At 46.2% G+C, this 26,245-nt stretch carries 18 protein-coding genes and 2 pseudogenes; 10 read left to right on the top strand and 10 right to left on the bottom strand.

Annotation, left to right across the window (positions count from 1 at the left end; all coding sequences use genetic code 11):
* Window positions 1–107: 107 nt before the first annotated feature.
* The 3 genes and pseudogenes from OSC7112_RS30260 to OSC7112_RS30250 all read right to left on the bottom strand — a co-directional run.
* Window positions 108–812: a helix-turn-helix domain-containing protein gene (locus tag OSC7112_RS30260; protein ID WP_015179490.1), complete on the bottom strand. Its 705-nt coding sequence runs from the start codon at window positions 810–812 to the stop codon at window positions 108–110.
* A gap of 44 nt (window positions 813–856) precedes the next feature.
* On the bottom strand, window positions 857–1,405 hold the full coding sequence (dps, locus tag OSC7112_RS30255) for a DNA starvation/stationary phase protection protein Dps (protein ID WP_015179489.1): 549 nt from the start codon (window positions 1,403–1,405) through the stop codon (window positions 857–859).
* 70 nt (window positions 1,406–1,475) lie between these two features.
* A pseudogene (locus OSC7112_RS30250) lies at window positions 1,476–1,742 on the bottom strand (ParB N-terminal domain-containing protein); the annotation flags it as partial.
* A gap of 140 nt (window positions 1,743–1,882) precedes the next feature.
* Between OSC7112_RS30250 and OSC7112_RS30245 the strand changes: the two are divergent.
* Window positions 1,883–2,116 (top strand): DUF433 domain-containing protein, encoded by a 234-nt coding sequence (locus OSC7112_RS30245; protein ID WP_006632006.1) that lies wholly within the window; start codon window positions 1,883–1,885, stop codon window positions 2,114–2,116.
* A gap of 68 nt (window positions 2,117–2,184) precedes the next feature.
* On the opposite strand, the gene OSC7112_RS30240 is transcribed toward OSC7112_RS30245, so the two are convergent.
* Both OSC7112_RS30240 and OSC7112_RS30235 read right to left on the bottom strand, forming a co-directional pair.
* The gene (locus tag OSC7112_RS30240; RefSeq protein ID WP_015179487.1) at window positions 2,185–4,533 is read right to left on the bottom strand and encodes a hypothetical protein; all 2,349 of its coding nucleotides are present in this window, start codon (window positions 4,531–4,533) and stop codon (window positions 2,185–2,187) included.
* A 163-nt stretch (window positions 4,534–4,696) separates the two neighbouring features.
* Complete coding sequence (locus OSC7112_RS30235) at window positions 4,697–5,380, bottom strand: DUF1345 domain-containing protein (protein WP_223300718.1); 684 nt, start codon at window positions 5,378–5,380, stop codon at window positions 4,697–4,699.
* Between the two features lie 194 nt (window positions 5,381–5,574).
* On the opposite strand from OSC7112_RS30235, the gene OSC7112_RS30230 reads away from it, so the two are divergent.
* Together OSC7112_RS30230 and OSC7112_RS30225 are read left to right on the top strand one after the other, a co-directional pair.
* Window positions 5,575–5,829, top strand: coding sequence for a hypothetical protein (locus tag OSC7112_RS30230; protein WP_015179485.1), 255 nt, complete (start codon window positions 5,575–5,577; stop codon window positions 5,827–5,829).
* 82 nt (window positions 5,830–5,911) lie between these two features.
* Window positions 5,912–6,970, top strand: coding sequence for an Hpt domain-containing protein (locus OSC7112_RS30225; protein ID WP_015179484.1), 1,059 nt, complete (start codon window positions 5,912–5,914; stop codon window positions 6,968–6,970).
* Window positions 6,971–7,008: 38 nt separating this feature from the next.
* On the opposite strand, the pseudogene OSC7112_RS40370 reads toward OSC7112_RS30225, so the two are convergent.
* The 3 genes and pseudogenes from OSC7112_RS40370 to OSC7112_RS42660 form a co-directional block, all read right to left on the bottom strand.
* A pseudogene (locus OSC7112_RS40370) lies at window positions 7,009–8,202 on the bottom strand (RNA-guided endonuclease InsQ/TnpB family protein).
* Between the two features lie 5 nt (window positions 8,203–8,207).
* On the bottom strand, window positions 8,208–9,908 hold the full coding sequence (gene ltrA / locus OSC7112_RS30215; RefSeq protein ID WP_015179483.1) for a group II intron reverse transcriptase/maturase: 1,701 nt from the start codon (window positions 9,906–9,908) through the stop codon (window positions 8,208–8,210).
* 576 nt (window positions 9,909–10,484) lie between these two features.
* Window positions 10,485–10,631: a hypothetical protein gene (locus OSC7112_RS42660; RefSeq protein ID WP_223300717.1), complete on the bottom strand. Its 147-nt coding sequence runs from the start codon at window positions 10,629–10,631 to the stop codon at window positions 10,485–10,487.
* 252 nt (window positions 10,632–10,883) lie between these two features.
* Here OSC7112_RS42660 and OSC7112_RS30210 point away from each other — a divergent pair, with 252 nt between their 5' ends.
* From OSC7112_RS30210 to OSC7112_RS30185, 6 genes are all read left to right on the top strand, one after another.
* Entirely contained in the window at window positions 10,884–11,351 is a 468-nt protein-coding gene (locus OSC7112_RS30210) for a Fur family transcriptional regulator (protein ID WP_015179481.1), read from the top strand.
* A 736-nt stretch (window positions 11,352–12,087) separates the two neighbouring features.
* A complete protein-coding gene (locus tag OSC7112_RS30205) occupies window positions 12,088–14,304 on the top strand; it encodes a DUF3824 domain-containing protein (protein ID WP_015179480.1) in 2,217 nt (738 codons plus the stop codon).
* A 47-nt stretch (window positions 14,305–14,351) separates the two neighbouring features.
* Entirely contained in the window at window positions 14,352–16,280 is a 1,929-nt protein-coding gene (locus OSC7112_RS30200; protein WP_015179479.1) for a DUF3685 domain-containing protein, read from the top strand.
* 256 nt (window positions 16,281–16,536) lie between these two features.
* A complete protein-coding gene (locus tag OSC7112_RS30195; protein ID WP_015179478.1) occupies window positions 16,537–17,022 on the top strand; it encodes a CRR6 family NdhI maturation factor in 486 nt (161 codons plus the stop codon).
* 302 nt (window positions 17,023–17,324) lie between these two features.
* Window positions 17,325–18,857, top strand: a complete 1,533-nt coding sequence (locus OSC7112_RS30190) for a phytoene desaturase family protein (protein ID WP_015179477.1) — start codon at window positions 17,325–17,327, stop codon at window positions 18,855–18,857.
* A 228-nt stretch (window positions 18,858–19,085) separates the two neighbouring features.
* A complete protein-coding gene (locus tag OSC7112_RS30185) occupies window positions 19,086–20,300 on the top strand; it encodes an FAD-dependent oxidoreductase (protein WP_015179476.1) in 1,215 nt (404 codons plus the stop codon).
* Between the two features lie 146 nt (window positions 20,301–20,446).
* On the opposite strand, the gene OSC7112_RS30180 is transcribed toward OSC7112_RS30185, so the two are convergent.
* Together OSC7112_RS30180 and surE are read right to left on the bottom strand one after the other, a co-directional pair.
* On the bottom strand, window positions 20,447–21,319 hold the full coding sequence (locus tag OSC7112_RS30180) for a pentapeptide repeat-containing protein (protein ID WP_015179475.1): 873 nt from the start codon (window positions 21,317–21,319) through the stop codon (window positions 20,447–20,449).
* 1,142 nt (window positions 21,320–22,461) lie between these two features.
* Window positions 22,462–23,139 carry a 5'/3'-nucleotidase SurE gene (gene surE, locus OSC7112_RS30175; RefSeq protein WP_015179473.1) on the bottom strand — a complete coding sequence of 226 codons (678 nt, stop codon included), beginning with the start codon at window positions 23,137–23,139 and terminating at the stop codon, window positions 22,462–22,464.
* 727 nt (window positions 23,140–23,866) lie between these two features.
* Between surE and OSC7112_RS30170 the strand changes: the two genes are divergently transcribed.
* Entirely contained in the window at window positions 23,867–26,149 is a 2,283-nt protein-coding gene (locus OSC7112_RS30170) for a carotenoid oxygenase family protein (RefSeq protein ID WP_051041568.1), read from the top strand.
* Window positions 26,150–26,245: the final 96 nt, after the last annotated feature.

Genomic DNA, 26,245 nt, shown 5'->3' with positions numbered 1-26,245 from the left:
TGGCGATCGTCGCGGATCGTAACGCCGATCGCAGTCGCAGCGCTTCGCCGGGAGTGAATTTTGAGAGAGGGACAATATTTGTTCTGCCGAATGCCTTCTGGTATTCATCAAACTGGGCTAACTTTGGCGCGGTAGAGCAGTTTGTCGCCTTGTCTGTAGCCTGTGTAGCGGACTTTGACGGGTTCTCCGGGATCGGCTGTTCCTTCCATGAGCTGGTGCTGTTGGGGGTTGTAGGGAATCTGGGCTCCGACTGGGGCGATCGACTCCACTCCCCAATGCTCTAATAACTGCTCGACGGGCCGCAGCAAGGGCAGTAGTTTCTGAGCCCGCAAGTTGTGATTTTCCTGAGCTTTGCTCGCAGCAGTCGGCCACTGCAACATCCAAGATTCTAAAATTTGCACGCTAGATAGCTGGAATTCCTGCATCAAAGATTCTCGCTGCTGTTCGATCGAAGCTTGCAGGCGCTGATATTCTTGTTCTAGGGCTGTCGGTGGTGTCTTTTCTAACTCTACATAATTTGGCGCCAAGGTTGCGAGCAGTTCGGGTAAGGAAATTTGCAAAGCTTGACTAATTTTGAGGAGGATGTCGGCTCTGGTTTGCAGGGCTAAACCGCGACGCAGGCGACTTAGCTGGATCTCGGAAACTCCTGCTTTGTTGCTGAGTTCTCGATCGCTCGAAAGCCCCGCCTGTTGCATCAGGCGTTGCAGTTGAGGAGCATAATCTGGAGTATTGGCAGTCACGAAAAATTCATCCAAATTAATAAATGGACATATTCTCGATCGTAAACTGTCACGAGCCTTAAGGAAATACATCTGTGGGGCGGGCTCGGGCGCCCACCCCACAACTTTTTATGTGGCTATTTGACGGCAACTTTTTCGGCTGCGGCTGTTGCAGTTGTCGCAGAAGCTTGCAAATGGGCTTCTAGGAACCACAAACGCTTGTCAATTGTCCGCGAAATTTCGGTGTACAGATCCGCTGTATCGGCATCGCCGAGTTCGCCTGTTTTGTTGATGGCGACTCGCAGGTGTTGGGCGTAGGGTGCGTAGCGATCGGCTAAAGCCGTCACGTATTCTTTCCCGTCTAAAATGTCGAAAGGAAATTCTGGCAAAATCGAATCTGCGGCGGCTGTGCGGGCTGTTCCTACAGCCAAACCGCCCAAAGCTGTAACCCGTTCGGCAACCGTATCAACGTATTCTTCGAGTTCTGTTGCCATTTCGTCAAACAGCAAGTGCAACTGGTAGAAGTCCATGCCTTTAACGTTCCAGTGAGCTTGCTTGACTTGAGTTTTTAAGTCCAGAGTCGTTGCCAGCGTGGCGTTGAGCAGCCCGACTACTTGAGAGCGGGTGGCGGCTGACATATCGATGCGGGTGGGGTAAAGATGTTGTTTGTGGTTGTTGGCAGTCATAGGTTTTTAGCTTGTTATTAGTGATTGTCGATCGAATATCTTTGCCTGTCGTGAATTTCTGTTGAGAGGCTCAGGCTAAGTGCATCTGCAACACGGCACGGGTAGCTCGGCGTACTTTACAGCGGATAGTTTCTAAACCGAGACGCTGGCAAGCTTCGTATCGGTGGCAGCCCGAAAATCCGTAATACCGACCATCTACTTCTAGCACGTCGATGGGTTCGTTTAAACCTACCTCGCGGATGGATTCCATGAGGGCGGCTACTTTAGTTTGGTCGTTGACTCGCGGCAGGGGGCGGCGAATCTGGTTGAGGGGTATTTCTTCAATCCTCATGGCGTTGGTCTGTTTTGCTTCTTATTAAATCATACTCGTAATGACTTCGACTTGGCAACAAAAATTAGGAATTACGCAAAAACCTGCTTTCGAGATGATTACTCAGTAAGATGGAGACGAACAAAGCAACTTACAGGCAACCCCTGATGAACTCAACGACTGGCTTGTTAACTCGCATTACCCAAACCCCCGGTCAGTGTGGTGGTCGTCCCTGCATTCGAGGAATGCGAATTCGAGTCACCGACATCTTAGAAATGCTGGCTGAGAACGTCAGCGTTACTGAGATTTTAGAAGATTTCCCGGACTTGGAGCTTGCAGATATTCAAGCTTGCTTACTGTTTGCTGCACGACGTACCGATTTCCCAAGACTGACGGCATGAAAATGCGGTCTACACTTTTCAATTTTCGAGCTTTCAAACTATATTTTCCCTTGTCAATTGTCTATTGACTAAAAAGCGTTCTCATCTTCATTGAGATGCCAGGCAGCTACACTGTATGGATAATCATTTTGCTCAACATCTACCCCAATAACCACAACTCGGCTCACATGAGAAATGCTCCTAGCTTCATCCACAGCATTTTCCATTGTTCGATTTCTTTTTTCTTCATCAATACGCTTATAGGCGAAGCCAGCCACTACGGCGCGCTCGGGACTTGCTTCACTAATGAATATACAAGTATTATTGTGATCGGGTAGTTGCCAAAACTTATTGACAATTTTTTTAATTCGTTTGAACTGTTCTTCAAACTTTATTTGCTCATCATGAGTAAAATTGAGAAGTACACAACCAATTTCAGTCCAACGCTCAGGCTGCTGTGCTTCAATATGCTGGATAATGCTTCTCCACCAATGTGTTAATTTAGGCTTCGGTTTAGGAGTTTCACTTTTAGGTAATTCTCTCAGAAAAAATGGATTAAAAATGTTTGACAGTCCACGTAAGCGAAGACGCTGTTGAGCGAACTCAGTATTTAAGATATTAAACCCTGTATCAAGATAGAAGGCAAGTAAATCAATCTCCTCACCACTATAATTAGAATTTTTCTCAAATTCTGTACGCTGCCCTAAGTAGTGTAGTTTGTCGCAATTTCCCTCTAAAATTTCAAAGATAATTTCGAGATCAGCAAGAGACATAGTTGGAGACATTTCAAGATCAGATGCAATTAAACCCGCTTGTTTCAGGTCGGTTGAACGACAAAAAAGAGTACCTAATGACTCTAAAGTAATACTCAATCGAACCACCTCACGTACTTGGGAACAGTCAACTTCATTTAATTCGCCTTTGCGATTCTTCAACTGATGCAAACCTGGATTTTTTATCAGGTAATCACAAAATCTTTTCGATTGAATGGAGGGTTCTACCATTAATTTTTTGACAATCTTCTTTAGGCTCTCAAATGCCCCACGCTTTGTCGCTTCAGTCACTCTACCTGATTTAGCCTCCACAACTAGCAAATAGGAGTCGAGTAAAACCAGAAGGTCAGTTTCAAAAGTCTGCTTGGTTGTAGGATCGAACCATTCGCTACCTTGATAAACCTTGGCAGATGGGAAAGCTTTTTGGAAAAGCTGATAAATCTCTTGCTCCAAAAAATTTCCCCTACGCTCTTCATATTTTTTATAAATGTCAGCATGAGGTTTAATAATAGCTTCCATAATATCTATGAAATAATTTAAGAATAGTGTTATAATTGGGCAGAAATAAGTTCCAACCTCAAGCTTGATGAGAGGTTTATGCCAAACAGGATTGCCAAGAAATAAATGTTCTGGATTCCAGTCTGATAAATCTCCGAAAGATAGCGACCATGCATTCAGGACATCTTTTAATGCTTCTGGATTAACAGCTTTTGGGTAAGCATCTACAAACGTATCGAGTGTTAATGTGTAAATATGTTTTAGTCGTAGATCACTTTGACTGAAAATCATAGCTCTTAAGCCGTCAAGAGTTAAACCTTCCTCTTGAACATAGGCTGAGAGGTCTTCTGGAGATGAAGTAAGATCGGGAAAAGCTTGATAATATTTTTTGATAGCAATTTTGATACTTTTGGCTCGGAGTGAAGGCAGAGTTAAATTCCGATGCTGATTAATTCTGTACTCAACAATATCGAGTATTTGGAACCACATTTCAACTAAACAACCAACTCGAACTCCAATTCTTTGCTCGATCGTATCATCCAGGCTTGAGAATAAATCCGAAACAATCCGCTTAACTTGTTGCGGATATCCCCAGTTACGTACAGCTTGAGTATCTGCCCTGATCCCTTCTACTGTGATAAGCTTCTGATGCTGCTCTATGGTTGTCGATGGATCTGCTAGGGATAAAGATTTCATGTTAAATCCCCGTGTGACATCCTGAACCAGTTGGCGAAATTCAACAAAGTCTTGTGGTAGAGCCGGTCTGAAATCAAATGAATCTTGTGAATGCTGAAGAAGAAGACCTTGTAGAAATTCTACATGATGTTGAAGGATTGGATTTTTTTCAGTCCATTCACGATTTATACCGGGTGAAGTAGTTAAATCGTAGTAGGCAAAAAACGATAGTAAAGAACAAGGCTCAACCTGAAAAATTTGTTTTTGCAATGTTTCAAAAGAGGTCTCAAATTGTTGCTCGAAGTTTTCACCTAATTTCTTAATAAATTCAACTCTTTCGTCTTCAGTCATTCCCTCCAACGGTGATGACATCTTGTGATAAGTGAATCCAGTAAATTCTTTTTCGACGCGACGAGTGGCAAAACCTTTAGACTGGTTTTTATTATTGGCTTGGGCAGAGGTTTTCTCTTTCTTCCGTTTCTTCTTACTCACTGTAAAACTCACCTAAACCATGATACTTAGTTCTCCATCCCAATGATAGCAGGACTTTATTAAAATACTCAACTCGGACAGATAACTTGGATAGACCGCCCCGATCTAATCTAAGCAGTCGAACTATTATTAGCGTGAAACTTTCCGCTGCGACAGAATCATCTCAACTCAATCCCGCAATAATATTGACGCTCATAGCCAGAATAGCGGTGTTAAAAAAAAACGACAGCACGCTGTGAAAAAGCACGAGATACCTCGTGGAACGAGAAGTGATCTGCACGTCTGCAACTTGGCAAGTCATGCCAATACCAAAAGAGAAATATAAAAAATCTTTGTAATCTGGTTCCTCGTCGCCCGGAAAATCCAAACCCCCCGCCTGCGAGTAGCTGCCGTGCTGCTTGCTGCGGTTTTTGTAGTAGCTGCGGGCATAGTGCATGGTGAAGATAGTGTGTACCTGCATCCAAGACCCAACAATTGTGAGGACAGAAAGCCCCAAGTGCAGAAAAAGCAAATTAGGCGACAGGCCTTTGGTGTCGCGCAGCAGGAAGAAGATAGCTAACAAGCTAGCACAAGCGGCTGCCACGATCGTACTTAAGATTGTTAAGCGGCCAGCATCCAACTGCTGAGCGTGGTGGCGCATCATTTCGGGAGTGCCTTGCAGCATCAGCATCCAAGTCAAAATCAGAAAACTGACCGCGCCCGCGTTCCAAATGCACAGCGTCCGAGTCAGGGGGAGATAATCAGGCGGCAGCAACACAGCAACTGCCATAGCAAACAGAACAGAGACAAACAGGCGGTGCCGGACGCTCCAGATCCAGTGCATTTTAGGTTGGGAAACATTTTTCACAGTAATCTAGTGTAATTTAGGCACAGTCAGGGTTAGAAAATCTCAACTACTGCCATCTTCGCAGGAAATTCCATAGAAATAGCTATGAATTGGCAACACTCAGCACAGGCAGGATTTTTCATGCCTTTCGATAGATCGATCGACCTCAACCTTCTAGGTAAAGTGGGAGAAAAGATAAATTGCGGTTTGAAATTATGGCATCCTCCCAACCCCTCAAAGGCATTGAATTGATCGACTGCGCCAAAGCAAACGCCCAACAAGGAATCGCCACAGCCGCGAAGTTTTGCGGCTACGGAGGCGACCTCAACACCTTCGAGCGGGAACTGAAACAGGCTTGCCAAGACATCGGCGTCGAAGTCAAGGAGTTAAACGACTTGATTACGAATCAGCAGATGATGAAACAAGGAATGGGCATTGAAATCGCTCCAGATACTCCCTCAGAACTCTAGCCTCAATCTCCACCGCACCAGTTTTAGAGCTAAGATTGCCCTGAGACCCGTATTTTGAGTCTGCTAGCTGAGGCAGGCTAGAATGTTTTGCATGGGAGCTTCCGACTCTGGGCAGGAGTCGCGTTTTCTCCCGCGAACAGGGTGCTTTCTGGAGGGTGCACAGATTGTTAGGAGGACTGTCGTGTCAGATCAGCAAGACCGAATTATGCGTTTGTTTATAGAGGAGGCTAAGGAGCACCTCGATACTCTAGAAAATGGTTTAGTGGATTTGAAGTCCACGATGAAAGACCCCGAAAGCGTCCAAGAGATGTTTCGAGCCGCCCATTCCGTGAAAGGAGGGGCGGCTATGCTCGGCTTAGATAGTATTAAAACAACCGCTCACCGCTTGGAAGATTGTTTTAAGGTGCTCAAGGACGGGCCCGTCAAGCAGGTTGACCAAACGGCAGAATCCCTATTTTTAAAGGGAGTTGATACGCTTAAGGACTTGCTGGGGCGACTGGAGGGGCCTTTCGGCTTGAGGAATGAGGAGGGAGAAAAACTCGTGCACCAGGTTATGCCTGTTTTTGCTCAACTGGAAACTCACCTCAATAAATTGGCGTCGGGCAAAGTGCAGGCTGCTGGGTCTGGTACCCCCGCCGCTCCAACAGCGGGCGCCGTACCGGCGAATTTTGCTGTTGAAGTGATGACTTTACTCAAAGAAATGTTGCAGGTGTTCAAGCAGAAAGAATCGGCTGCTAGTCGCTCTGAGTTGACGGCTGTGTGCGTTCGCCTCTATAAGTTGGGAGGTAAAATAGAGACTTGGCAAAATTTAGTAAAAACCGCTAGAGCGGCGATCGTCAATCCCAAAAACTCTTATAAAGTCTTAGCTCCGCTGATTATCAAAGAACTCAAGGAAGCTGGCGATTTAGTACAAGTGGGGAAAGTCAAGACGATCGTTCCGAGTAAAAATTTGCTACTTTTGGCAGCAAGCCCAAAACCAGCAGAGGCAAGCCCCGCAGCAGCCCCAGCCGCAGCGTCGAAGCAAGTAGCACTTCCCGCCGAACCGAAGGCGGTAGTCAAGCTTTTGCTCAAAACTTTCAACAAAAAGCAACTCTCGGAAATCGCCAAGTTACTGGTTAACGCCATCAAATCCTCGAACTAGGAGTTTTGGCAGTAGAAGATAGATTGACACTCCTGGGCCTAAAGGCGTGAGGATTCTTCGTTCATTGACTCAACTTGCCCAGACAAGATTTCTCCAGCCTGAGTAGAGGTCGAATCTCCCGAAGCGTTCGGATTTAAAATCCAGGTTCCTACATGACCTGTAGTACCCAAGGCTAGATTCAGGATATTTCTAGCCGCATTCCAATCTCTATCTAATTCAAGTCCACATTCGCAAATGTGGGTTCTAGTAGATAGAGATTTTTTTACGACCGTGCCACAGTTAGAGCAGTTTTGAGTAGTGTACGCAGGGTTAACAGCTACCGTTATTTTCCCAAGTTTAATTCCAAAATGCTCTAACCATTTCCTGAATTGATACCAACCTGCATCATTAATCGACTTGGCAAGACAATGGTTTTTAACCAGGTTTCTAATCCTCAAGTCGACCTAGGCGACCAAATCGTTAGATTGGATTACGCAACGCGCTATTTTCTTAGCGTGTTCTTGACGCTGCCTACTTATTTTGAGGTGTGCTCGCCCTAATCGATTAATGGCTTTCTTTCGATTGGTAGAACCTTTCTTTTTGCGAGAAACCCGGCGCTGTCGAGACTTCAACCGCTTCTCACTTTTTCTGTAAAATCTAGGGTTCGGTTCGCTATGACCGTTGCTATCGGTATAGAATTCTTTGAGTCCAACATCTAAACCGATTGTTCTACCTGTGGAATTTGTATCGACCTGGAAATCGAGCCTTATTACAAATTGGACGTAGTAACCGTCAGCACGGCGAACTAATCTCACCCTCTTGATTTGGTCTATTTGGTAGAAGTTTAAATCCCAAGTCCCTTTCAGTTTCAACTTGCCAATACCCTTTTTGTCGGTAAAGGTAATTTGCTTGCGCGTCTCAGAAAGCGCCCACCCCGAAGTTTTGTACTCAACTGAACGAAAGTTTTTCTTAAACTTTGGATAGCCTTTTTGACCGGGAACCTGGCGCTTGCAATTGTCGTAAAACCGAGCAATTGAATTATAAGCCCGCTCAACCGAGGCTTGACAAGCATGGGAATTCAAAGTTTTGACAAACGGAAATTCAGCCCTCAGCGCTGTATTGTAGCGATAAAGCTCTTTCTGCCCAATGCCTCTGTTGTCCATCCAGTAACGGATGCACTTGTTGTCGGGTAGGAGAGCATACGTCGCCGCATCTCTCCCCCCTAAGAACCGTACTTGACACTTTCGCATCATACGGCTCAAGCCTCCAGAACCTCAGAACTTTTACCCGTATGTACGTGCTTGTGGCAGGTGAGGTGTAGGTGGACTAGGTTGTTTTCCCTATTAGTTCCCCCATCTTTCACTTGCATTTTGTGGTGGGTGTGTAGCTTTTCTCCATTGAACAGGTGTTCACCGCATACGGGGCATCTCCAGCTTTGGCTCTGGGCTACATTGAATAGCTTTGAACCTTTGGCAAAATATGTTTTTCCGTAGTTAGTTCTACGTTTTTCCCAGTATTCGGTAAGGTTGGGGTCATCAGGGGACGCCGTTCCTTTGATTTTGACGTGGCGGGTTATTGGTAAGTCTCCGAGTTTCGTTAGGATTAGGTTTTTCTTCCTCCCATTTCTGTCTTCAACTGCTGCATGAAAGTTCCATTTCCTGCCATTGACAGTGATGAAATACTTTCCTGCCACCCACTTCTTCCCCTTGTTTGGATGTCTGCTTAGTGACCATTTCCAGATTGCCTGAAAAATTTGGTGGTCAACATAGCTGAACACTTCGCTACTTACCCCGTGCTTATAGTAGTTTCCCCACCCCCTGATTCGGGGGTTTAGGTATTGGATAACTGCTTCCGGGCTGGCGTGTTTATTGGTTTTTAGCCATTCCCGAATTTCTCTAAGGAATAGTTTGACTTTTTCCTTTTGAGGTTTTACTAGACAGCTTTCCTGGAAGTGTCGGACATTAAATCCCAGAAAGTTGAATCCTTGTTCTATATGAACAATATTGGTTTTGTCCTCATTTAATTCCAGTCCTCTTGTCTTGAGGAGTTCCTTTACCGAGGGAATTATTTCCTCAATATCCTCTTTTGTTTCGGCGGTGATAATTAAGTCGTCAGCGTATCTGACAAATCCATATTTAGGCGCTCTAGGAGACTTGTTCTTCCCTTGCCTTTTCTTAAATTGACTTAGGAATTGTTCTATTCCGTCCAGCGCTATATTAGCTAAAAGGGGTGAGATTATCCCCCCTTGTGGTGTTCCGCTTTTCGTTTCGTGGAATATCTCAGATTCTACATAACCTGCTTTCAGCCACTGTTTAATTAACTCTCTGCCTGGTATTTCTCCAATAGTTTTGAGTATGAAGTTGTGGCTGATGTTGTCGAATGCGCCTTTGATATCTGCGTCTAATACCCACCTGTCATTCCCTTGTTTATTAAGGCGAATCCAAGAGTGTTCTATGGCATCATGACAGCTTCTACCTGGTCTGAAACCGTAGCTGCTACCCTCCATTCGGGCTTCCCAACTAGGTTCCAGTGCATTCTTGATTACTGCTTGTGCTATACGGTTTTTAACTGTTGGAATCCCTAATGGTCTTTGTTTTCCATTGGCTTTTGGAATATATACCCTTCTAGCGGGTTGAGCTTTCCACAGGGTGTAATCCTTCATTTCTTTGACGAGTTTTACTCTTTCGGAGGGGGTGGTTGCCGTCTGACCGTCTATGCCAGCCGTCTTTTTCCCCTCGTTTTCTTGAGTTACTCTCCGCACTGACAGTAGTAGGTTGGAGTAGCTACATATCATCAGTTTCATAAGGCTGCGAACCTTATTCCACTGTCCGTTCTGGGTTGCTCGATAAATTCTCCGTCTCAGGTTTTTAATCCGTCTATTCACAAGTTTCCAGTTGATGGATTCCCATGTTCTCAACGGTTCCTTCGTTCCGATGTCATTACTGACCCTATCTTTCACGTCGGTTCAATTCCTTTACTTTGATTTATCGCTGAAGACCTACCAGAAGTCTGCCACCTTTTGGTGAGAGGCAAATTTTGAACCCCTATCCAGGGCGTTACCCTTGGCTTTCGCTTTTTCTGGCATCCTTTACCCCCTCGGCAGTTCCGTCTTCCTTACGGTTGACCTACTTGGGCTTTCGACCTTACCCAAGAGCTAGTGGGGTTTACCGTGTTTCGTGTATGTGACCTGCGAGAGGTTCGGGTTCCATCTATACTCCGACAGGGGTTTTACTCCTTCATCGTTGATGTCCGAACTTCAACGACTTACCTGCTTGCCTTTTGGCATGGCGTATCAGCTCATTTCGCCATTGTCATTTCACGGAGCTTACGATGATTCACTTTCGTTAACCCTTACCTCCCTTTCCCTTGCCGGATATATCAAACGAGCTGTCCGTATTCCAGCTTTTGTGCCTTGCATTCCCTTAGTTTCATTACTTACTATCTCGGTAGGCGGGGTACTTGACCCTTTTACATGGGAATATGGGGAAGGAGTCCCATAGAGGAGACGGCTCCTCAGTCTTTAGTGCTGATGCACCTACACACGACTTTCACGTCGCACGCGGACAAACTGAGCCGTTCTAATCGCCTCATCTATTGCAGCGTATTGAGTTGTTTTTCCTTTGACTTTAAATTCCAGAACGATCGTTTGACGTGGAAAAACTCTACGGCAATAGTCTAGCACAAAAAAGTCGCCCGCTTATGGGCGAGGCTTGAAACCCATTTTTTGGTCAAAGCAATATTTCTGAGGGGGAGAAATTTATGGTGGGTGCTGGCAGCCGCCCGCCCTCGCAGCAACTCGAAAAAATTCACTCATTCGAGATTTTTGCCCTCTACCTTCTACTGTTGGGCAACCCTGCGTTAGAATTAGTGGATATGTAGGCGTGCAATATTGTACCAGAATTAAAAATCGAGCAGGCTTTATAAGGCGGTAGCTGTGAAACAAATTCGTTCATTAGAAGATGCTTTAAACCGCTGTCAGGCGATAGGAATGCGCTTGAGCCGCCAGCGTCGATTGATTCTAGAACTTTTGTGGGAGGCAAAAGAACACCTCTCCGCTCGCGAAATTTACGATCGCCTCAACAAACAAGCGCATTCGATCGGTCATACTTCTGTGTATCAAAATCTAGAAGCTTTGTCGAGAGAAAGGATTATTGAGTGCATAGAACGCTCGGAGGGACGCTTGTACGGCAATGTCAGCGACTCTCACTCTCACGTCAATTGTCTTGATACGGCTCAGATTCTGGACGTTCATGTGGAACTGCCGATCGACTTGATCGAGCTCATCCAAGAGCAAACAGGTGTCAAAATTGTAGACTACCGGATAGATTTCTACGGATATCGAGCGGCAGAGTCCGCCACGCAAGAAGCATCGAGTGTCAGCGATGCGCCAAAGGCTTCGTAACGGATACAGCACCGGCTGTTGGAAGCAAAACCGATCTTTGCGCTCGGCCTGTCGGTCGTATAAAATGATTTAAGTATTTAGCTGCGCTCGATCGGTTTTTTTGCCGTCGCCAGCCGGAATTCGGCACAGTCTAAAAAAATGAAAACAGAAAAATGAAACTCGATCGGCAAGTTTGGCGATCGGGAATAAAATTTACGACTAAACCCAAAAAATCAATCCTACCCCCTCCAGGTACAAAGTGTAGACCAAATCCGGCTTTAATACCCCCTTTATTTTTTAATCGGCTTGGAGTGGAGCAAAGTTTGTGTAATTGGGGTTTCAACCGCTGAGTCCGATCGGGGAATTTCAGACCCGGATTTAATAGGAGAGCTTAGTTGAATCCCTCCCCCAATTCATGTGCAGAGTCAATTCTAAAATCTAAAATCTAAAATCTAAAATCTAAAATCGATCGACAGACGGGGCTTTATACTGTTTTTTCTGCTAAACGGCCCCGGGATCTGTCAATAACTGTTTGATAACTGGTATGATTTACGTGCTTCGAGAGCCTAAAATACTCGGAAGCAACCAGTGGGGCCAGACACAAACCTCACTATAAAACGCCGTAGAGGGAAAGATTGCCAGTACCTTGAAGGAAGTTCTCGATCTCCTTAACAGGAGTTAGAAGCCGACATCACAATCTATGATTTGATGTGGGAGTGTCACGTGAAGAGTGCGCATTACAGGACAGGCTGAAGTAATGGCGAGACGACAATCTGACCAATTCCACACACCACCGCAATACAACCCATCCCCCAAACCGACGGCACAGTTCAGTGCAGAGGCGACAGGCGATGCGAGTTCCTTCGTAACGGCCGGGCCGACCGAGGGAAAAAGAACTTTTTGGCAGTGGCAGCTTATCTGGCTGAGTCTCCTGGTGGGATTTGGAGTAACCGGTGCCGCTGCATTTCTGTGGTTGCTGACGATGCCGCCACCGCCGAATTGCCAGCAACTGTCGCCGCTGGCGGCGGATGGAGAGCGACTTTACTGCGCTCAACAAGCTGCTAAGTCGGGCAAGCTAGAACAGCTAGAATCGGCAATGGCATTGGTGCAGGCTTGGCCGAAAGAACATCCGCTATACTCGCAAGGTCAACATTTGATAGGGGAATGGTCGAAAGCCATTCTGGCATTTGCGAGGGCAAAAATTGAACTGGGCGATTTGAAAGGCGCTCTGGAGATTGTGGCGAAAATTCCGAAAACCAGTCCGTCTTACCCCGAGGTAGAAGAGGCTGTGACTGCTTGGGAAAAAAATTGGCAGGAGGGCCAAAAACTCTACGATACAGCCCTAGCAGCTTTGAAAAGTGAGGATTTAAGGAAAGCCTGGGATTATGCTCAAGCTCTATTTAAGCTGGAAAATATTTTCTGGAGTCAGAAGCGTTACAACGAGCTGATCCAGCAGATTTCTTTGGAAAGAAACGGCTGGCAGCGCTTGCAAGAGGCTAGAGATTTGGCGAAGGACGGAACTCCGCAAAAGTTCGCTGAGGCGATCGTCCTGGCTCGTAAAATAGACTCGCAGCTTTTTGCCCGTGCTAAAGCTGAGAAGGAAATTGAGGGCTGGAGCCGGACTTTGCTGGCAATGGCTACTAAGCGGTTGGGGGCGAAAGACCTGCCGGGGGCGATCGAGGCTGCTTCTGTTGTGCCGCAGGATTCGCTACTGTTTGCGGAAGCTCAAGATTTGATGCAGTTGGGTAGGGCTCAGGCAGTGACGTGGAACCAGTCGATATCAACTCCGCTGCCGCAACACATTTTTAGCTTGCTTGAAGGGCAGGGGGCGGCTAGCCAAATTGCTCCGGGTCGCCCTCTGTACAAGCAAGCTCAAGTTCAAATTGAAAATTTGCAGGTGCAGTTTCAAGATCTCGTGCGGCTGCAAGTGGCGAGTACGATCGCTAGTTTCGGTCAGATAGGGACGTTTAGACTCGCGATCGAGCAAGCGCAAACCATCGGACTCAAGCAGCCGCGGCGGATTCACGCTCAAACTTTGGTGGCTTCTTGGCGCCGGGAAATTCAGCGGATCGAAGACGAATCTTTTCTGACTCTGGCCAAGCAGTTGGCAGAACCGCAAACCGTTGAAGGACTGAAGGCGGGCATCGCTCAGGTAGTTTTGATTGCTCAAAACCGCCCCCGCAGGATAGAAGCGCAAACTCTCTTGGCTCAGTGGACGAAACGCATAGAAGTTATTGAAGATCAGCCTTTTTTAGATGAAGCGATCGCGCTGGCGAAGCAAGGAAAACTTAGTGCTGCTATTGAAAAAGCTTCGGCAATTAAGAGCGGTAGGACTTTGTACGCGAAAGCTCAGGATAATGTTTATCAGTGGGTGAGCGAACTGCAAGTGGCTCAAGACCGACCGATTCTCGATCGAGCTGCGGAATTGGCATCTCAAGGCAGTCTAGGAGCGGCGATCGATACGGCTTCCCAAATCGGTTACGGTAGGGCGCTGTATTCAGAGGCCGCAGGTGCGATCGGGCGCTGGAGTGCTGAACTCAGAGCAAACAGTGCGCCGCCGCCGGAACCCGCTCGCGAATATGCGCCGGAACCCGCTCGCGATTACGCGCCAGCTCCCAGACAGGAGGAGTACGCGCCAGCTCCCAGACAGGAGGAGTACGCGCCAGCTCCCAGACAGGAGGATTACGCGCCAGCTCCCGAGCCTTACTATCCGCCTGCGAGACAAGAGGCCCCGGCTCCGGAACCTTACTATCCGCCTGCTAGGGAGCCGGAACCTTACAATCCGCCCGCGAGGGAACCGGAACCTTACTATCCGCCCGCGAGGGAACCGGAACCTTACAATCCGCCCGCGAGAGAAGAGGCCCCGGCTCCGGCTCCGGAACCTGCTCCTCCTCCGGCTCCGGCTCCGGAACCCGCACCCCCCTCGATTCCTGAATCGGCTGGGCCTCCTGATGCTAATTTGATCCCCGAGTAATTGGGTTTTCGCGCGATCGAGCTCTAAAATCTCCAATCTAAAATCGAGTGAGTAACTTTCAACTGCTGTCGATCGATGCCGACCCCATTTTCCGGCTGGGGCTGAGAGTCGCTTGCGAGCAGTATCCAGACTTGCAAGTTGTTGCAGAGGTTTCAACGGGAAACGAGGCTTTGCGGGTTCTAGAGGCTCGCTCGATCGGCTCTGAAACAGCCAAGAAGCCTTCTGATTTGGTCATTTTGGCTGTTGAGACCTTAAATTGGCGATCGGGTCAAATAGAGGCGCTGGCATTTTGTCGCGAACTCAAAAGTTTGTACCCCAATCTGCCCCTGTTGCTGCTAGGCGGGCCGCTGACACCGGAGCTGTTGGCGGAATTACAGGCTGCGGGCGCTAATGGCTATTGTCCTAAAGGTAGAGATATTTCCGTGACCATCGAAGCTATTCGCGCGGTGGCATCTGGTTGCACTTATTGGGCGGCAGATACGGCAGCTAACTCCGGAATAGAAATAAATGCAGCGGGGGTTCAAACAGTAGAAAACTCCGCAGCAATTGCAGATAAAAATGCAGATGAGCCGACAGTTGATACGCCAGTACACAAAAAAATGCTGGCTTATTTTTGTGTTTCTGGACTGCGGGAAATAGATGCAGCTTTGGCGGTTGTTCAAGGTGATTTACAAGCACTCAGAGCCACAGATCCGACTGATTTGCCCTCTATTTTAGATGGCGTTGTACTCAGCGGGCGCCGCAGAGAATTGCTGGCAGCTCGCTGGATTGTCAGTCAGTTATTATTTGAAGGCAGAAGGCAGAAGGCAGAAGGCAGAGAAGAAAGGGGAGAAGGCCGAGGGGAGAAAGAAGAAATTAGAGGGGAGAATTTGTTAAATAATTCTCAATCGCAGTTAGCGAATTCCCAAGTTTCGGCTGAATCTTTGGTGGTTGCAACTAATTGGCAAGGTAGCTTGTTTGACTCGGTGGCGGCTAAATTGCAGTTTGAGTTGGTGAATGTGACTGGTTTGCCTTTGGAAATCGATATTTTGCGATCGCCCAAAAAGCGCGAGTTGATGAGTTCCATCCTGCGGAAGTTAAAGGATTTGCTGGAGGAATTGCGCTTTTCGCAAGTGCAGCAAACTCAATTGTCGCAAAAAATGCCTGCTATTTTACGGGATTTGTGGGAGGCGACAATCATAGATTTTTTTGGCAGATACTATACACTGCAAACGGGAGAAAATCTGGTTTTTGAGGGCAGTCAAACAAGCTTGAACTTGGGAGAAAGTCAAGGGGGAAGCGCTGCTTATATCTTGGCAGGCAGCGGCGTCGAAGTTGTGCCGATGCTGCTGGCAGATGCTGATGTAGTTGCAGCAGAAATCCTTGACAAAATACCGATGACAGTTGATTTTTTTGCACATTTGCTATTTGAAATTCCGCTAACAGTTGACAATATTTCTTGTGTTGCTGGCAGCCCGGAAGCGATGCAGCGAGCTGAAGCTTTGTTAGAAAATTTAGCAATTCAAGTTGCTAGCGGAGTTGTACAGCCTCTGCTAAATAATTTGGCTAATATTGAGGAAATCAAGCAAATTTTTTACGATGGTAAGTTGATTTCGACGCGAGAAATTGAGCGGTTTCGGAATGATTTGTCGTGGAGATATAGCTGGGATAGATATTTTGTGGAACCGAAAGCTATTTTTGAAAGCAGGTTTTGGCTGTTTGTTTTGGGCGATTCTGGAATTAAGAGAATTTCTATTTATGCTCCGAGAAATCTGGAGCTAGCACAGTTGTCTGGGTGGCAGTTAGCCTTGACGTTGGTGCTGGAAACCAGAGATGCGATCGCACCTAGAGTGCGCGCGGTTATTTCGCTGTTGGGGACTGCTGTTGTTTACGTTTTGACGCAGGTTATAGGGCGGGGAATTGGTTTGATCGGGCGGGGAATTATCCAGGGGATTGGCAATTCTTTGCAGGATAGCAAGTTTGGGAAAAATGGGTAATTGGGAATTGGGCATCGGCCAAACAGGGCATCGGGCATTGCTAATTGATAATATTGATAATTGGACATTGGTAGTGATATTATAGGTGGGATATATATGAGATGTGATACCATTCTCAATAACCTGTAGGGGCGGGTTTTTCCAACAATATTTGGTTGAGATCGATAGTCTCATAAACCCGCCCCTGCTGCCCAACGGTAAATCGCGGTCGATCGACCGGATTTGATATAAATTACTGCTATAGGGTTGACTTTTTATGAGTATTATGATATCGATAGATGCCGATCGCATAAACAGTTTAGATTTGTCTCCGGTGCGGACTGCGATTGAAAAGTGGCTGGCCGAAGGAGCGATCGCCCAAAACGAACAACAGCTAAAATTTGAAATTGAGTATCCGCGCGAAGAGTTAGATCCGCGAGAAATTTCGGAAATTCCCGAAGTGCGGCTGTGGTTTATTCGCTTGGATGCTTGTTATCCTTGGCTGCCATTTTTGCTGGATTGGAAAGCGGGAGAATTGGCGCGCTATGCCGCCATGTTGGTGCCGCACCAGTTTCACCCCACCCAAGGTATTCAGTACAATCCTGAAGCTTTGGAAATGTTTTTGATGAACAAAATTTTTGTGTTGACTGATTGGTTGAATCAGCAGGGAATTCCCAGTAAATCGAAGTTGATGGCGATGTCGCAGATGTTTGGTTATGATTTGGAGGATGCTTTTTTTGATGTGATTGTGCCGCACAAATAAGCATCGCACTCAAATTAACATACTCCTAATTAGGTAGGCGACTCTATACCTAAAGACTAAGTAGAAAGGTAGAAATCCGGTTTCTTCCCTTGTGGGGCGGGCTTTCCAGTCCGCCTCCGAAGCTGTAAGTTCGATCGGCAACAGGTTAATTAACCTTAACAGCAACCGGAATCAGACTTTAATACAGTCATTAAACCAGCGCGCCTCAAAAAATTGTTGGTGGACTTCAGAATTTTCTCAGAATTGAGAGTTAGTTTAAATAGACAACGATCGCCCGATTCAATCGATCGAGGAAATTTCCCATGCAAACAGATTACCTCATCGTCGGCAGTGGTTTATCAGCACTGGTTTTCGGAGCTTTGATGGCAAACTCCGGCAAAACCGTACACATCCTCGAAGCTCACGAGCATCCCGGAGGCTTTGGTCACACCTTTACGATGGCCGACAAATACACCTTTAATGCCCAATTCCACTACGTTTGGGACTGCGGCGAAGGACATACAGTCAATCGAGTTCTCAAAAAACTCGGCCTCGATCGAGATGTCACCTTTGAACGGTACGATCCGAATGGCTACGACCACATGAGAATGCCTGGATATGCACTGGATATTCCCTCGGAACCAGAGGAACTGATCCGCAGATTGTCGGCGCTGTTTCCCGAAGCGGGCGAGAGAATTCGCCAATTCGTCAACGAAGTCGAGAAAACAGGCGAGGGACTCAGAAAACTCGCTCCTCCCGTCAAACCAATTGAATTGCTCAAAAATTTCGGTGACGTATTCTGTGCCGTCCAACACCTCAACAGTACACTTCAGGACGTTTTCGACAAGTTCCAACTCCCGCAAGCCGCCCAAACCCTATTAGCCCTGCAATGGCCGGACTTTTTGCTGCCCCCAAATCAGCTTTCTTTCTATGCTTGGATTGCCTTGTTTAGAGGCTATCAAGAAGGCGCATTTTACCCGACGCAGCATTTTGAAGATGTCATCAATTCTTTAGTTAATGTCATTGAATCCAACGGGGGGAAAGTTCTATTAAACCATGAAGTCACGAATTTTAGGGTGACAAACAGAACAGTAACTGGTGTTGAAGCGATGGATTTGACCACCCATCAAACCCGTGAATTCACGGGCGACACGGTGATTTGCAACCTCGACCCGAAAAGAGCGGCCAAGATGATTGGAGAGGAACTGTTCTCTAAAAAAGTGCGGCGGAAACTCAACTATGAGTATTCTGCATCTAACTACATGGTGTACTGCGTTGTCAAAGATATCGATCTCCGAGACTATGGATTTGGCAAGTGGAATACGTTTCATTCCGAACATCTGGATCTGAATGAAGCCTTTGCTCAAATGTACGATCGAAATGATTTTTCTCGTCCTAGTTTTGCAATTACAACGCCAACTTTACTGACGGAAGCGCGGCGGGATTGTCCAGAAGATTGTCAAATTGTAGAATTTCTGACAGTTGCTAATTACAGCTATTTTAAACAACTTTGGGAGAGCGATCGCAAAGCTTACAGACAGAAGAAACAAGAGATTCTGGACTCGATTTTAGATGTTGTTGAAAAAGACTATGTTCCGAATTTCCGCAAACACATGGTCTTTCATATTACCGGAAGTCCGACGACTAACGAGCGCTTCTGCTGGTGTCCTAACGGTAATTCCTACGGTTCCAGCCTGACGCCGCGCAACATGGGGGTCGATCGGCTAAATCATGAAACATCCCTCAACAATTTCTATTTCTGCAACGCCTCCTCGGGCTATCCAGGCTTTGCGCCGACATTTTGGACGGGGGCGCTGCTTTATCAACGTTTATCCGGCGATGCGATTTTAGGCTAGGAGGAATTGGTTACTCGGCGATTGAAATCGCTACTACAGAAACGAAGTCTGCCTCCGCAGACTAAAAAATAAAAAGGGCATCACATCCAACCTGGCAACGAGAGAAAGCTAGAAAAAGGTTCTTGTCCCCCCCTTATTAAGGGGGGTTAGGGGGGATCGGATCGTTTCTCCAACAGCTCTTAAGCATTCGATGATTAATGTTCCATTCTATCAATCTAGGAGTGAACTATGAGAATTGCAATTGTTGGGGGCGGAGCCAGTGGTATGGCAGCAGCCTACTGGCTCAATAAACAGGGGCATCACGTCACTGTGTTGGAAAGTCAGCCAATTTTAGGCGGACACATTCGGACGCTGAACAAAAATGTTGTACCCAATCAATCTGAGTGCAATGAAATATTAGAAAATGGGGTGCTGGAATTTCCCACTGTATTTTACAATTTCGTGGCTTTGATGCAGGAACTCGGCGTTGAATTAGAACCTGTGCAGATTGGTTCCGCGCTGTTTTTTAAAGATGGCACTCACTTTTTGTCTGCGGTATCTATCCGAAAAAATTTCACCGGAATCCAACGCCTGCTCGAGTATTTGCGGCTGGATAGTCTCTACGCTCGTTCGGCTGGATTTATTTTAAAGATGCGGTTTGCTAAACAGCACGATTTCTACGATGTGTCGCTTTCTGAGTCTTTGAAAAGCTCGTGCGTCCGCAATTATTGGCTGAAGTTGCTGACGATGTACAGCTACTCGATACCGTTTGAATTGCTCGACAATTTTCCGGCGGAATTAGCGATGCCTGTTTTGCGCGAATATGCCTCGGTCAACTGGGTGAGGATTAAAGGCGGGGTGTATTCTTACATTGAAAAGATTTTGGAACGGTTTAAGGGCAATATACTGCTGAATGTGGAGATTGCCAATATTTCTAGAAGTGCGGATTCTGTAAAAATTGTGCTTTCTGATGGGGAAATCCAGGAATTTGATAAGGTGGTTTTTGCGATGCCACCAGATCGAGTTATGAGGTTACTGTCAGATCCGACTGATGCGGAAAGGAAGCGGTTTTCGGCGTGGAAAGCCAATTATGCAACCACTGTACTGCATTCTGATACATCAATGTACGATCGCTACGGTATCCGCAAGTTATCAGAATTTGATTTTTTCGAGACGGACAAGGGATGGGGATATAATGCGAGCTTGAATCAGCTTTGCGGCATCTCCTCGCCACGAGAGTACAGTTTAGCTTTTCAACTGGAGGAGTCGATCGACAAAAAGCACATTATTCACATTCAGAAACATCACACGCCGCTGTACACTGTCGAGTCTTTTCGATATCGAGATGAAGTTATAGAGACTAATGGCGAGAACAACACTTATCATGCGGGAGCTTATTTGGGGGATGGTTTGCACGAAGGAGCAATTACCTCTGCTTTGCGAGTCGCGAAATTAATCGGGTAAGTTCAATTGTGATGCTACAAACTCTCGCAAATATCAGTAAATTTCTTGCCGGTGCAGCACTCTCACAAAAGTAATGATGTCTGCATCAAAAGTTAAACCAATGCGAGAGTCGTCCACTCGGATGCGACATTAATTTTTGGCGTTGCCTAAGCTGCGACACCACCTGCTGCAGTTAAGTAGACATCATTGCTCAAAGATGGTGGCATTGTCGATCCGGCTAACTGAGTACCCTCAAAGTTGGTTCCCGTCAATGTTGCCCCGCTCAAGTCGGCTTCGCTCAAGTCTGCATAGCACAGCCTAGCCCAATCGAGGTTTGCCTGCACCAAAGAAACTCCCACCAGATTTGCCCTGGTTAAATCTGCTCCCATCAACTTGACGCCCCGCAACTGAGCCCCGCTGAGATTGGCAGCTAACAAGTTCGAGCCTTCCAGGTTTACCCCGTTCAGTTTGGCTTCGCTCAGGTTGACGCCATTGAGATCCGTCCTGCTCAGGTCGATGCCGTTGATGTAAGCTTTCCTGAGATAGATGCCTGTTAGTTGAGTGCCAAAAAGCTTTGCACCGCTGAGTTTTGCCCCTCCACAGTTTGCCCAGTTGAGGTTGGCTCCCGTGAGGTTGGCGCCCCGCAGGTTGATGAATTGCATGTCGGCTGTACACAAATTGGCGTTCCAGAGGATGGCGCTCCGCAGGTTGCTACCGATGAGTTGGGCGCCGCTCAACTTTGCCCTCGGCAGTTTTGCTTTGACGAGGAAAGCTCCGCTGAGATTGGCTTTTGTCAGTTCTGCGTCGGCTAGTCTGGCTTGGCCCATTTTGGCAAAACTCAGATTTGCCCTGTAAAGGTTTGCGCCGTTGAGTTCTGCTTTGGTCAGATGCGCCCGACTCAGGTTAGCTCCCGACAGGTTAGCCCTCGAAAGGTTTACGCCAACTAATATAGCTCCGCTGAGGTTTGCTCCGCTGAGGTTTGCGTCAGCAAAGTCTCTGTTTCCATTTTCGTATTCTTTGAGCAGCTCGGTTACTTCCATACGGGTCACATTCCTTATAGCGGAAATTAATCTAGAAATAAACACTCTTTATAAGTATTTTATCTCAAACGGAGCGGACTGGATCGCACTTTCAAGAAAGCTGAGAATCAACTTTATATTTATACATATACTTTGTGCTTTTTCCATAGTCCCGATCGTTTTGAGATCATAGTCTGAAACCCTTGATTTATCGTGGGTCTCTAGTGGGCTTCGGCAACCGTTGCGATCGTACTGAGATCAGTGAAACCGTTATTCTCGGTAGGTAAGCCATCAAACACTGTCCGAAGTGGTGATTAATAGTAAAATCAATATTCTTATTGTCCACTGTGGTTAACAGCTTTTTTAAACCGAGACTGCAAATTTGTTGTTGTTTTTGCGCCCGGTGTCCCGAAGGCTGGCATGGTCATAGCTGCATATTTTATCTACTGTCATTTTTCATGAAAATTAGATGTGGAACAACAGCTTAATCAGCGATAATTTTTCTCGATTGTCTCGCAGCAGTTAGACGATCGCGCTTTTGCATATTTCCTTGAGTCGATCGGGGTGAAAAGTAATTTCAGACATTGTACTTCTGAGGAATTTATCGATATGCCTAACGGTAGAGGGGATTCGTTCAAAACCTAGTGGATAATATATTGCAGATTGTACAAAACTAACAGCGAGTAATATCTGTATAAAATCACCCCCTCTACTGGCAGTTAGGCAAATGTGTCAATCTATGTTATGCTGAGTCAAAATTGAGGAATAATCATGTCAAAAGAAAGAAAAAGCAATAAAGAAATCAAAAAGCCAAAGAAACAACCTGATGGTGTTGCTAAGCCGAAGGATGACAAAAAAAATTATGGTAGCACCGAGGGCCGCAAGTAGAGATAGCTGCCACTCTCGGAATTGCGATTAATTTTGTTTAATTGTCATTACTATCGATTTTTAACATCTTTAACTATCCTATTTTGGGATTATCCGAAAACAGGTTTATTATATCTAGGGAATATGCAGTGCTAAACCCAAAGTATAATGAAATCTGTTTTTAGTCATGAATATGAAACATTCTGTCGCCGATCGAATTTAAGACCGTCTATTTAGACTTTATTGAAAAAAAATATAGTTCGATCGCCCAAATCCACCAAATCCATCAAATCCCATCACAGCGATATCTCAGTCACTGCAATATTACCCTCAAAACACACGTCCACATCAGTCCCAGGCGCCCGATCGCGCGAGCCATATTCTCCGGCATAATAAAAGTATTCTCCCGACCTCCGGTAAACGACTGGCAGCGGCTGCGTCGAAGGCTGGCAAAACACAATTTCCGGTTCCGCACTTCCGGGCGCTAAATGCGGCAAATTCACATTCCAGAAACACCCCGACTTTGGTTCCCGGTTCAGCAAATGGGCCAACACTCGCGATGTCCAGCGAGTAGCGACATCCCAGTCTATTTCAAGCGGCCTTTTAATCCGGTGGGAAATTGCGATTCCCGGAATACCGTGCATGGCTGCTTCGCGCACAGCCGCCACCGTACCCGAAATATAAACGTCAACCCCCAAATTGCCGCCCGCGTTAATACCCGAAAGCACCAAATCCGGCTTCGCACAAACGTGATGAAGAGCAATACGCACGCAATCGGCCGGTGTTCCCCCTACAGCATATTCCACGGACGATCGCCGATCGACATGAATCCGACTGTGAGCCGTCACTTGATGCCCGCAGCCGGACAATTGCCCCTGCGGAGCCACCATAATTGTTTTGCCGCTTACTGCTTGCAAAAGTGCTTGAATGCCCGGAGCATCGATGCCGTCGTCGTTGGTTAAAATTATCGTCATTAAAAATGTGTCGGTTTTATAGAACCGATTTGAGAGCGCAGATGCTGGCAACCTTCTGGTAGCTCTAGCCCAAATTGGTTGTTAGTTGGTGGCGATCGTCAGTATGAGCATTGCCACACATTTATATCATGGCATTAATTGAACAGTTGCCGCAGAAATGTGGCGCCCCACATTTTAGCCGAGTCGCACCTTGATATGACAGCTAAAGCGACTTGTTACGCTTGTCCCAGTGCAGCATTCATGACATCAGTGTCGATGCAAACATCAATTAATCACATAATTTTTTCCTCGGCTCTCCCCGATGCTTGGTGTTAAAAGTAGCAGATGATACTAACTATCTGAGACTGAACGTTGAAACCCTCGATCGTGCTAAATTATTAGCTTACGTTATCACCATAAGTACGAGAGAGCCACACTGGAGAAGAAAATATATGATATAATTATAATTCACTATTTAAGTCGAGTTGATTTTCGCTGAATCGCTTACGGTGACTAATAACGCAAGTTTCTAGTTATAAACTGCGGTGTTGCTAATTGCCAGCTTGCTAATCAAGTTTTTGACTCGAATTAGCCATTAGCAGCCTGTTTGAGATAACTAGCAACTTAAGTTAAGAGCAATTAGTGCAGGTGTTATTCATCTCAAATTTAACCCCTATAAAAACTATGAACCAATCTGTACAAAACGAGGATAAGGTTGAAAAAAAATAGTAGTTTTCCCAGATCAATATTGTCAGTTAGTCGAGTAGAATTTGGGCTAAAACAAGATAATCCAGAAGCCAAGTATCCCCCGCTAAAACTGCTAGTAAAGGACGGAAAACAAATACCGTCAGGATTGCAAGGCCACGTATTTATTATTTCAGCTACAGGCTCTGTAGACTCTAAATCTCGCGATGATAACAAAGATATTGTATTTCCTTCCAGTGATGGTTTCACGCCATTCTACAACGGCGACGGGATGGTTTATCGCTTTGATTTTGACAATCTTGAGGAAGGAGTATTTCTCACAACTAGAATTGCTAAAACCCCCTGTTACTATGCCGACGCAGCCACAAATAAGTGCAAGCCTAACCTGAGATTTAAAAATCGCGGCATCATGCGAATGTCTGACCAGTTAGGGATTCGCAATCAGCTAAACACCGGCTTTCTGCCCATGAAATTTCTTCAGGAAGACAACGAAAGACTGCTGATAACTTGGGATATAGGGCGTCCCTACGAAATTGATACAAAAACGCTGGAAGCAGTCACGCCCGTGGGTTGGGATCGAGATTGGAGAGCCTTTAATCCGCTATTAGCTAAGCTTCCCTTACAACCGCCTTTTCCGTTTAAATTAGTTCAGACTTCAGCCCATCCTTGTTTTGACGAGAACACAGGGGAAATGTTTACTGTCAACAGCGGGCGATCGCTCTCCACTTTTATTGCTCAATTGTGTCCAGTCCTCTATTGGGCTTTTGGTTTAATTGACAGCATCAGAAATCGATCCCAGCGACGATTTCAGCAAGTTCCCGACCAAAAAAACTTTTTCCAAAAATTAGCAGACGCCTTGAAAAAAACAATTCATTTATTCTGGAGTCTGCTGCAAAGATTTAATATAGCGGTTCTCGTGCGAGTGAGGTACAGACAGGTCTTGCGGAGCAAGGATTTCAGTCCTCAATCTGCACCTCATCTACTTGAGAAACGCGATATATTTGCCAACTTTGTCTATGTGATTTCCTGGGATGGCAAAGAAAAGATTAATAAATGGCAGGTAACGCACCCCAATGGTTGCCCGATCGCAATTAAACAGAGTATGCACCAGATAGGATTGACTGAAGACTACGTGGTGCTGATGGACACGGCCTTTAAATTCTTACTAGAAGAAATACTTCCGGCGCCAAACGAGCCAAAATATGAAGAAATAGAAAAATGGCTGAGAAACTTAATCGATCGCCCGCAATTACCCGACAGTACCATCTACATTGTCCGCCGCACTGACCTGAAATCAGATGTCAAGAAAGTGGTAGCGCGACAGGTTGTCATTCCCCGCGAAACCACGCACTTTCTCACAGACTATAAAAATCCGAACGATCAAATCACGCTGCACTTAGCGCACGTATGCGCTTGGGATGTAGCTGAATGGATTCGCAAGATCGATTTCAGCAACTCAGACAACAATGGAGGCTTACCCCATATGTTTGGGATGACAGTAGGGCCATTAGATATTAGTCGCATAGGATGCTACGTACTCGATGCTAAGGATGCCAAACTAATCGAAGTTGTCAGAAGCGATTTGACCGGAGTTTATGCAGACAACCAGCCTAACAAATATTGCCAGGACACTCAGAGCAACGGTAAAGAATATTGCAAATACACTTGGGGACCAGCACTTTATGCTTACCGTGAAAATCCGCCTTCTGGACACTTTGACAATATCTACTGGAGCTTTTTTGGATGCTGGGAAGATATTTTCACCGAACAAGGATTCAAAATGTATCAAAACTATAAATATCGGGAAATACCAGCCGATGAAGTGCGCCTGTTGACCAAAAAAGGCATCAAATCTAACTTGTTACGACTGCACATAGCAGATCTGGATACCCTTGAAGCAAATGAAAATCGGTTGCAGATTCAAGACGCATACGAATTTGACACAGGTTATTTCGGCAACTCGCCGCAATTTGTCCCCCGCGCGGGTTCAACAGGCGGCTCAACAGACGGCTATATTGTATGTGTAGTTTATAATGGTACAGATGAGCAACCTGACAACGGCAATGAAATCTGGATTTTCGACGCTGCGGATTTGAAGAGCGGCCCCCTATGCAAACTCTGGCATCCACAACTTAATTTTGGGATTTCCGTACACACGACTTGGTTGTCCAAGATTGGCAAACGGACGGCTAGTTATAATATTCCGGTGAAACAAGATTACGAATATTTAGTCAAACAGCAACCTCAAGAAATTCAGGAGTTCTTTAACGAGTGGGTATATCCGAAGCGAGAACCAAAAGACAGCGGTGACTGTAGCGTTAGTTAGCTCCGCAAGTCAGATTGCTAACTCAAAAGCGATCGCTGTTTCAACTGACTAGCAGTTGGCGCGATCGCTATATTGTATTTTATATATGATGGCACT

The organism is Oscillatoria nigro-viridis PCC 7112 (assembly GCF_000317475.1).
In the GTDB taxonomy this organism is placed as follows: Bacteria; Cyanobacteriota; Cyanobacteriia; order Cyanobacteriales; family Microcoleaceae; genus Microcoleus; species Microcoleus nigroviridis.
This window is presented reverse-complemented; position numbering and strand designations above follow the sequence as displayed.

Bases quoted from the DNA above. Each gene is read 5' to 3' on its own strand.
- OSC7112_RS30260 (WP_015179490.1), bottom strand. From the start codon at position 812: ATGTATTTCCTTAAGGCTCGTGACAGTTTACGATCGAGAATATGTCCA.
- dps (WP_015179489.1), bottom strand. From the start codon at position 1,405: ATGACTGCCAACAACCACAAACAACATCTTTACCCCACCCGCATCGAT.
- OSC7112_RS30245 (WP_006632006.1), top strand. From the start codon at position 1,883: ATGAACTCAACGACTGGCTTGTTAACTCGCATTACCCAAACCCCCGGT.
- OSC7112_RS30230 (WP_015179485.1), top strand. From the start codon at position 5,575: ATGGCATCCTCCCAACCCCTCAAAGGCATTGAATTGATCGACTGCGCC.
- OSC7112_RS30225 (WP_015179484.1), top strand. From the start codon at position 5,912: ATGTTTTGCATGGGAGCTTCCGACTCTGGGCAGGAGTCGCGTTTTCTC.
- OSC7112_RS30205 (WP_015179480.1), top strand. From the start codon at position 12,088: ATGGCGAGACGACAATCTGACCAATTCCACACACCACCGCAATACAAC.
- OSC7112_RS30195 (WP_015179478.1), top strand. From the start codon at position 16,537: ATGAGTATTATGATATCGATAGATGCCGATCGCATAAACAGTTTAGAT.
- OSC7112_RS30190 (WP_015179477.1), top strand. From the start codon at position 17,325: ATGCAAACAGATTACCTCATCGTCGGCAGTGGTTTATCAGCACTGGTT.
- OSC7112_RS30185 (WP_015179476.1), top strand. From the start codon at position 19,086: ATGAGAATTGCAATTGTTGGGGGCGGAGCCAGTGGTATGGCAGCAGCC.
- OSC7112_RS30180 (WP_015179475.1), bottom strand. From the start codon at position 21,319: ATGGAAGTAACCGAGCTGCTCAAAGAATACGAAAATGGAAACAGAGAC.
- surE (WP_015179473.1), bottom strand. From the start codon at position 23,139: ATGACGATAATTTTAACCAACGACGACGGCATCGATGCTCCGGGCATT.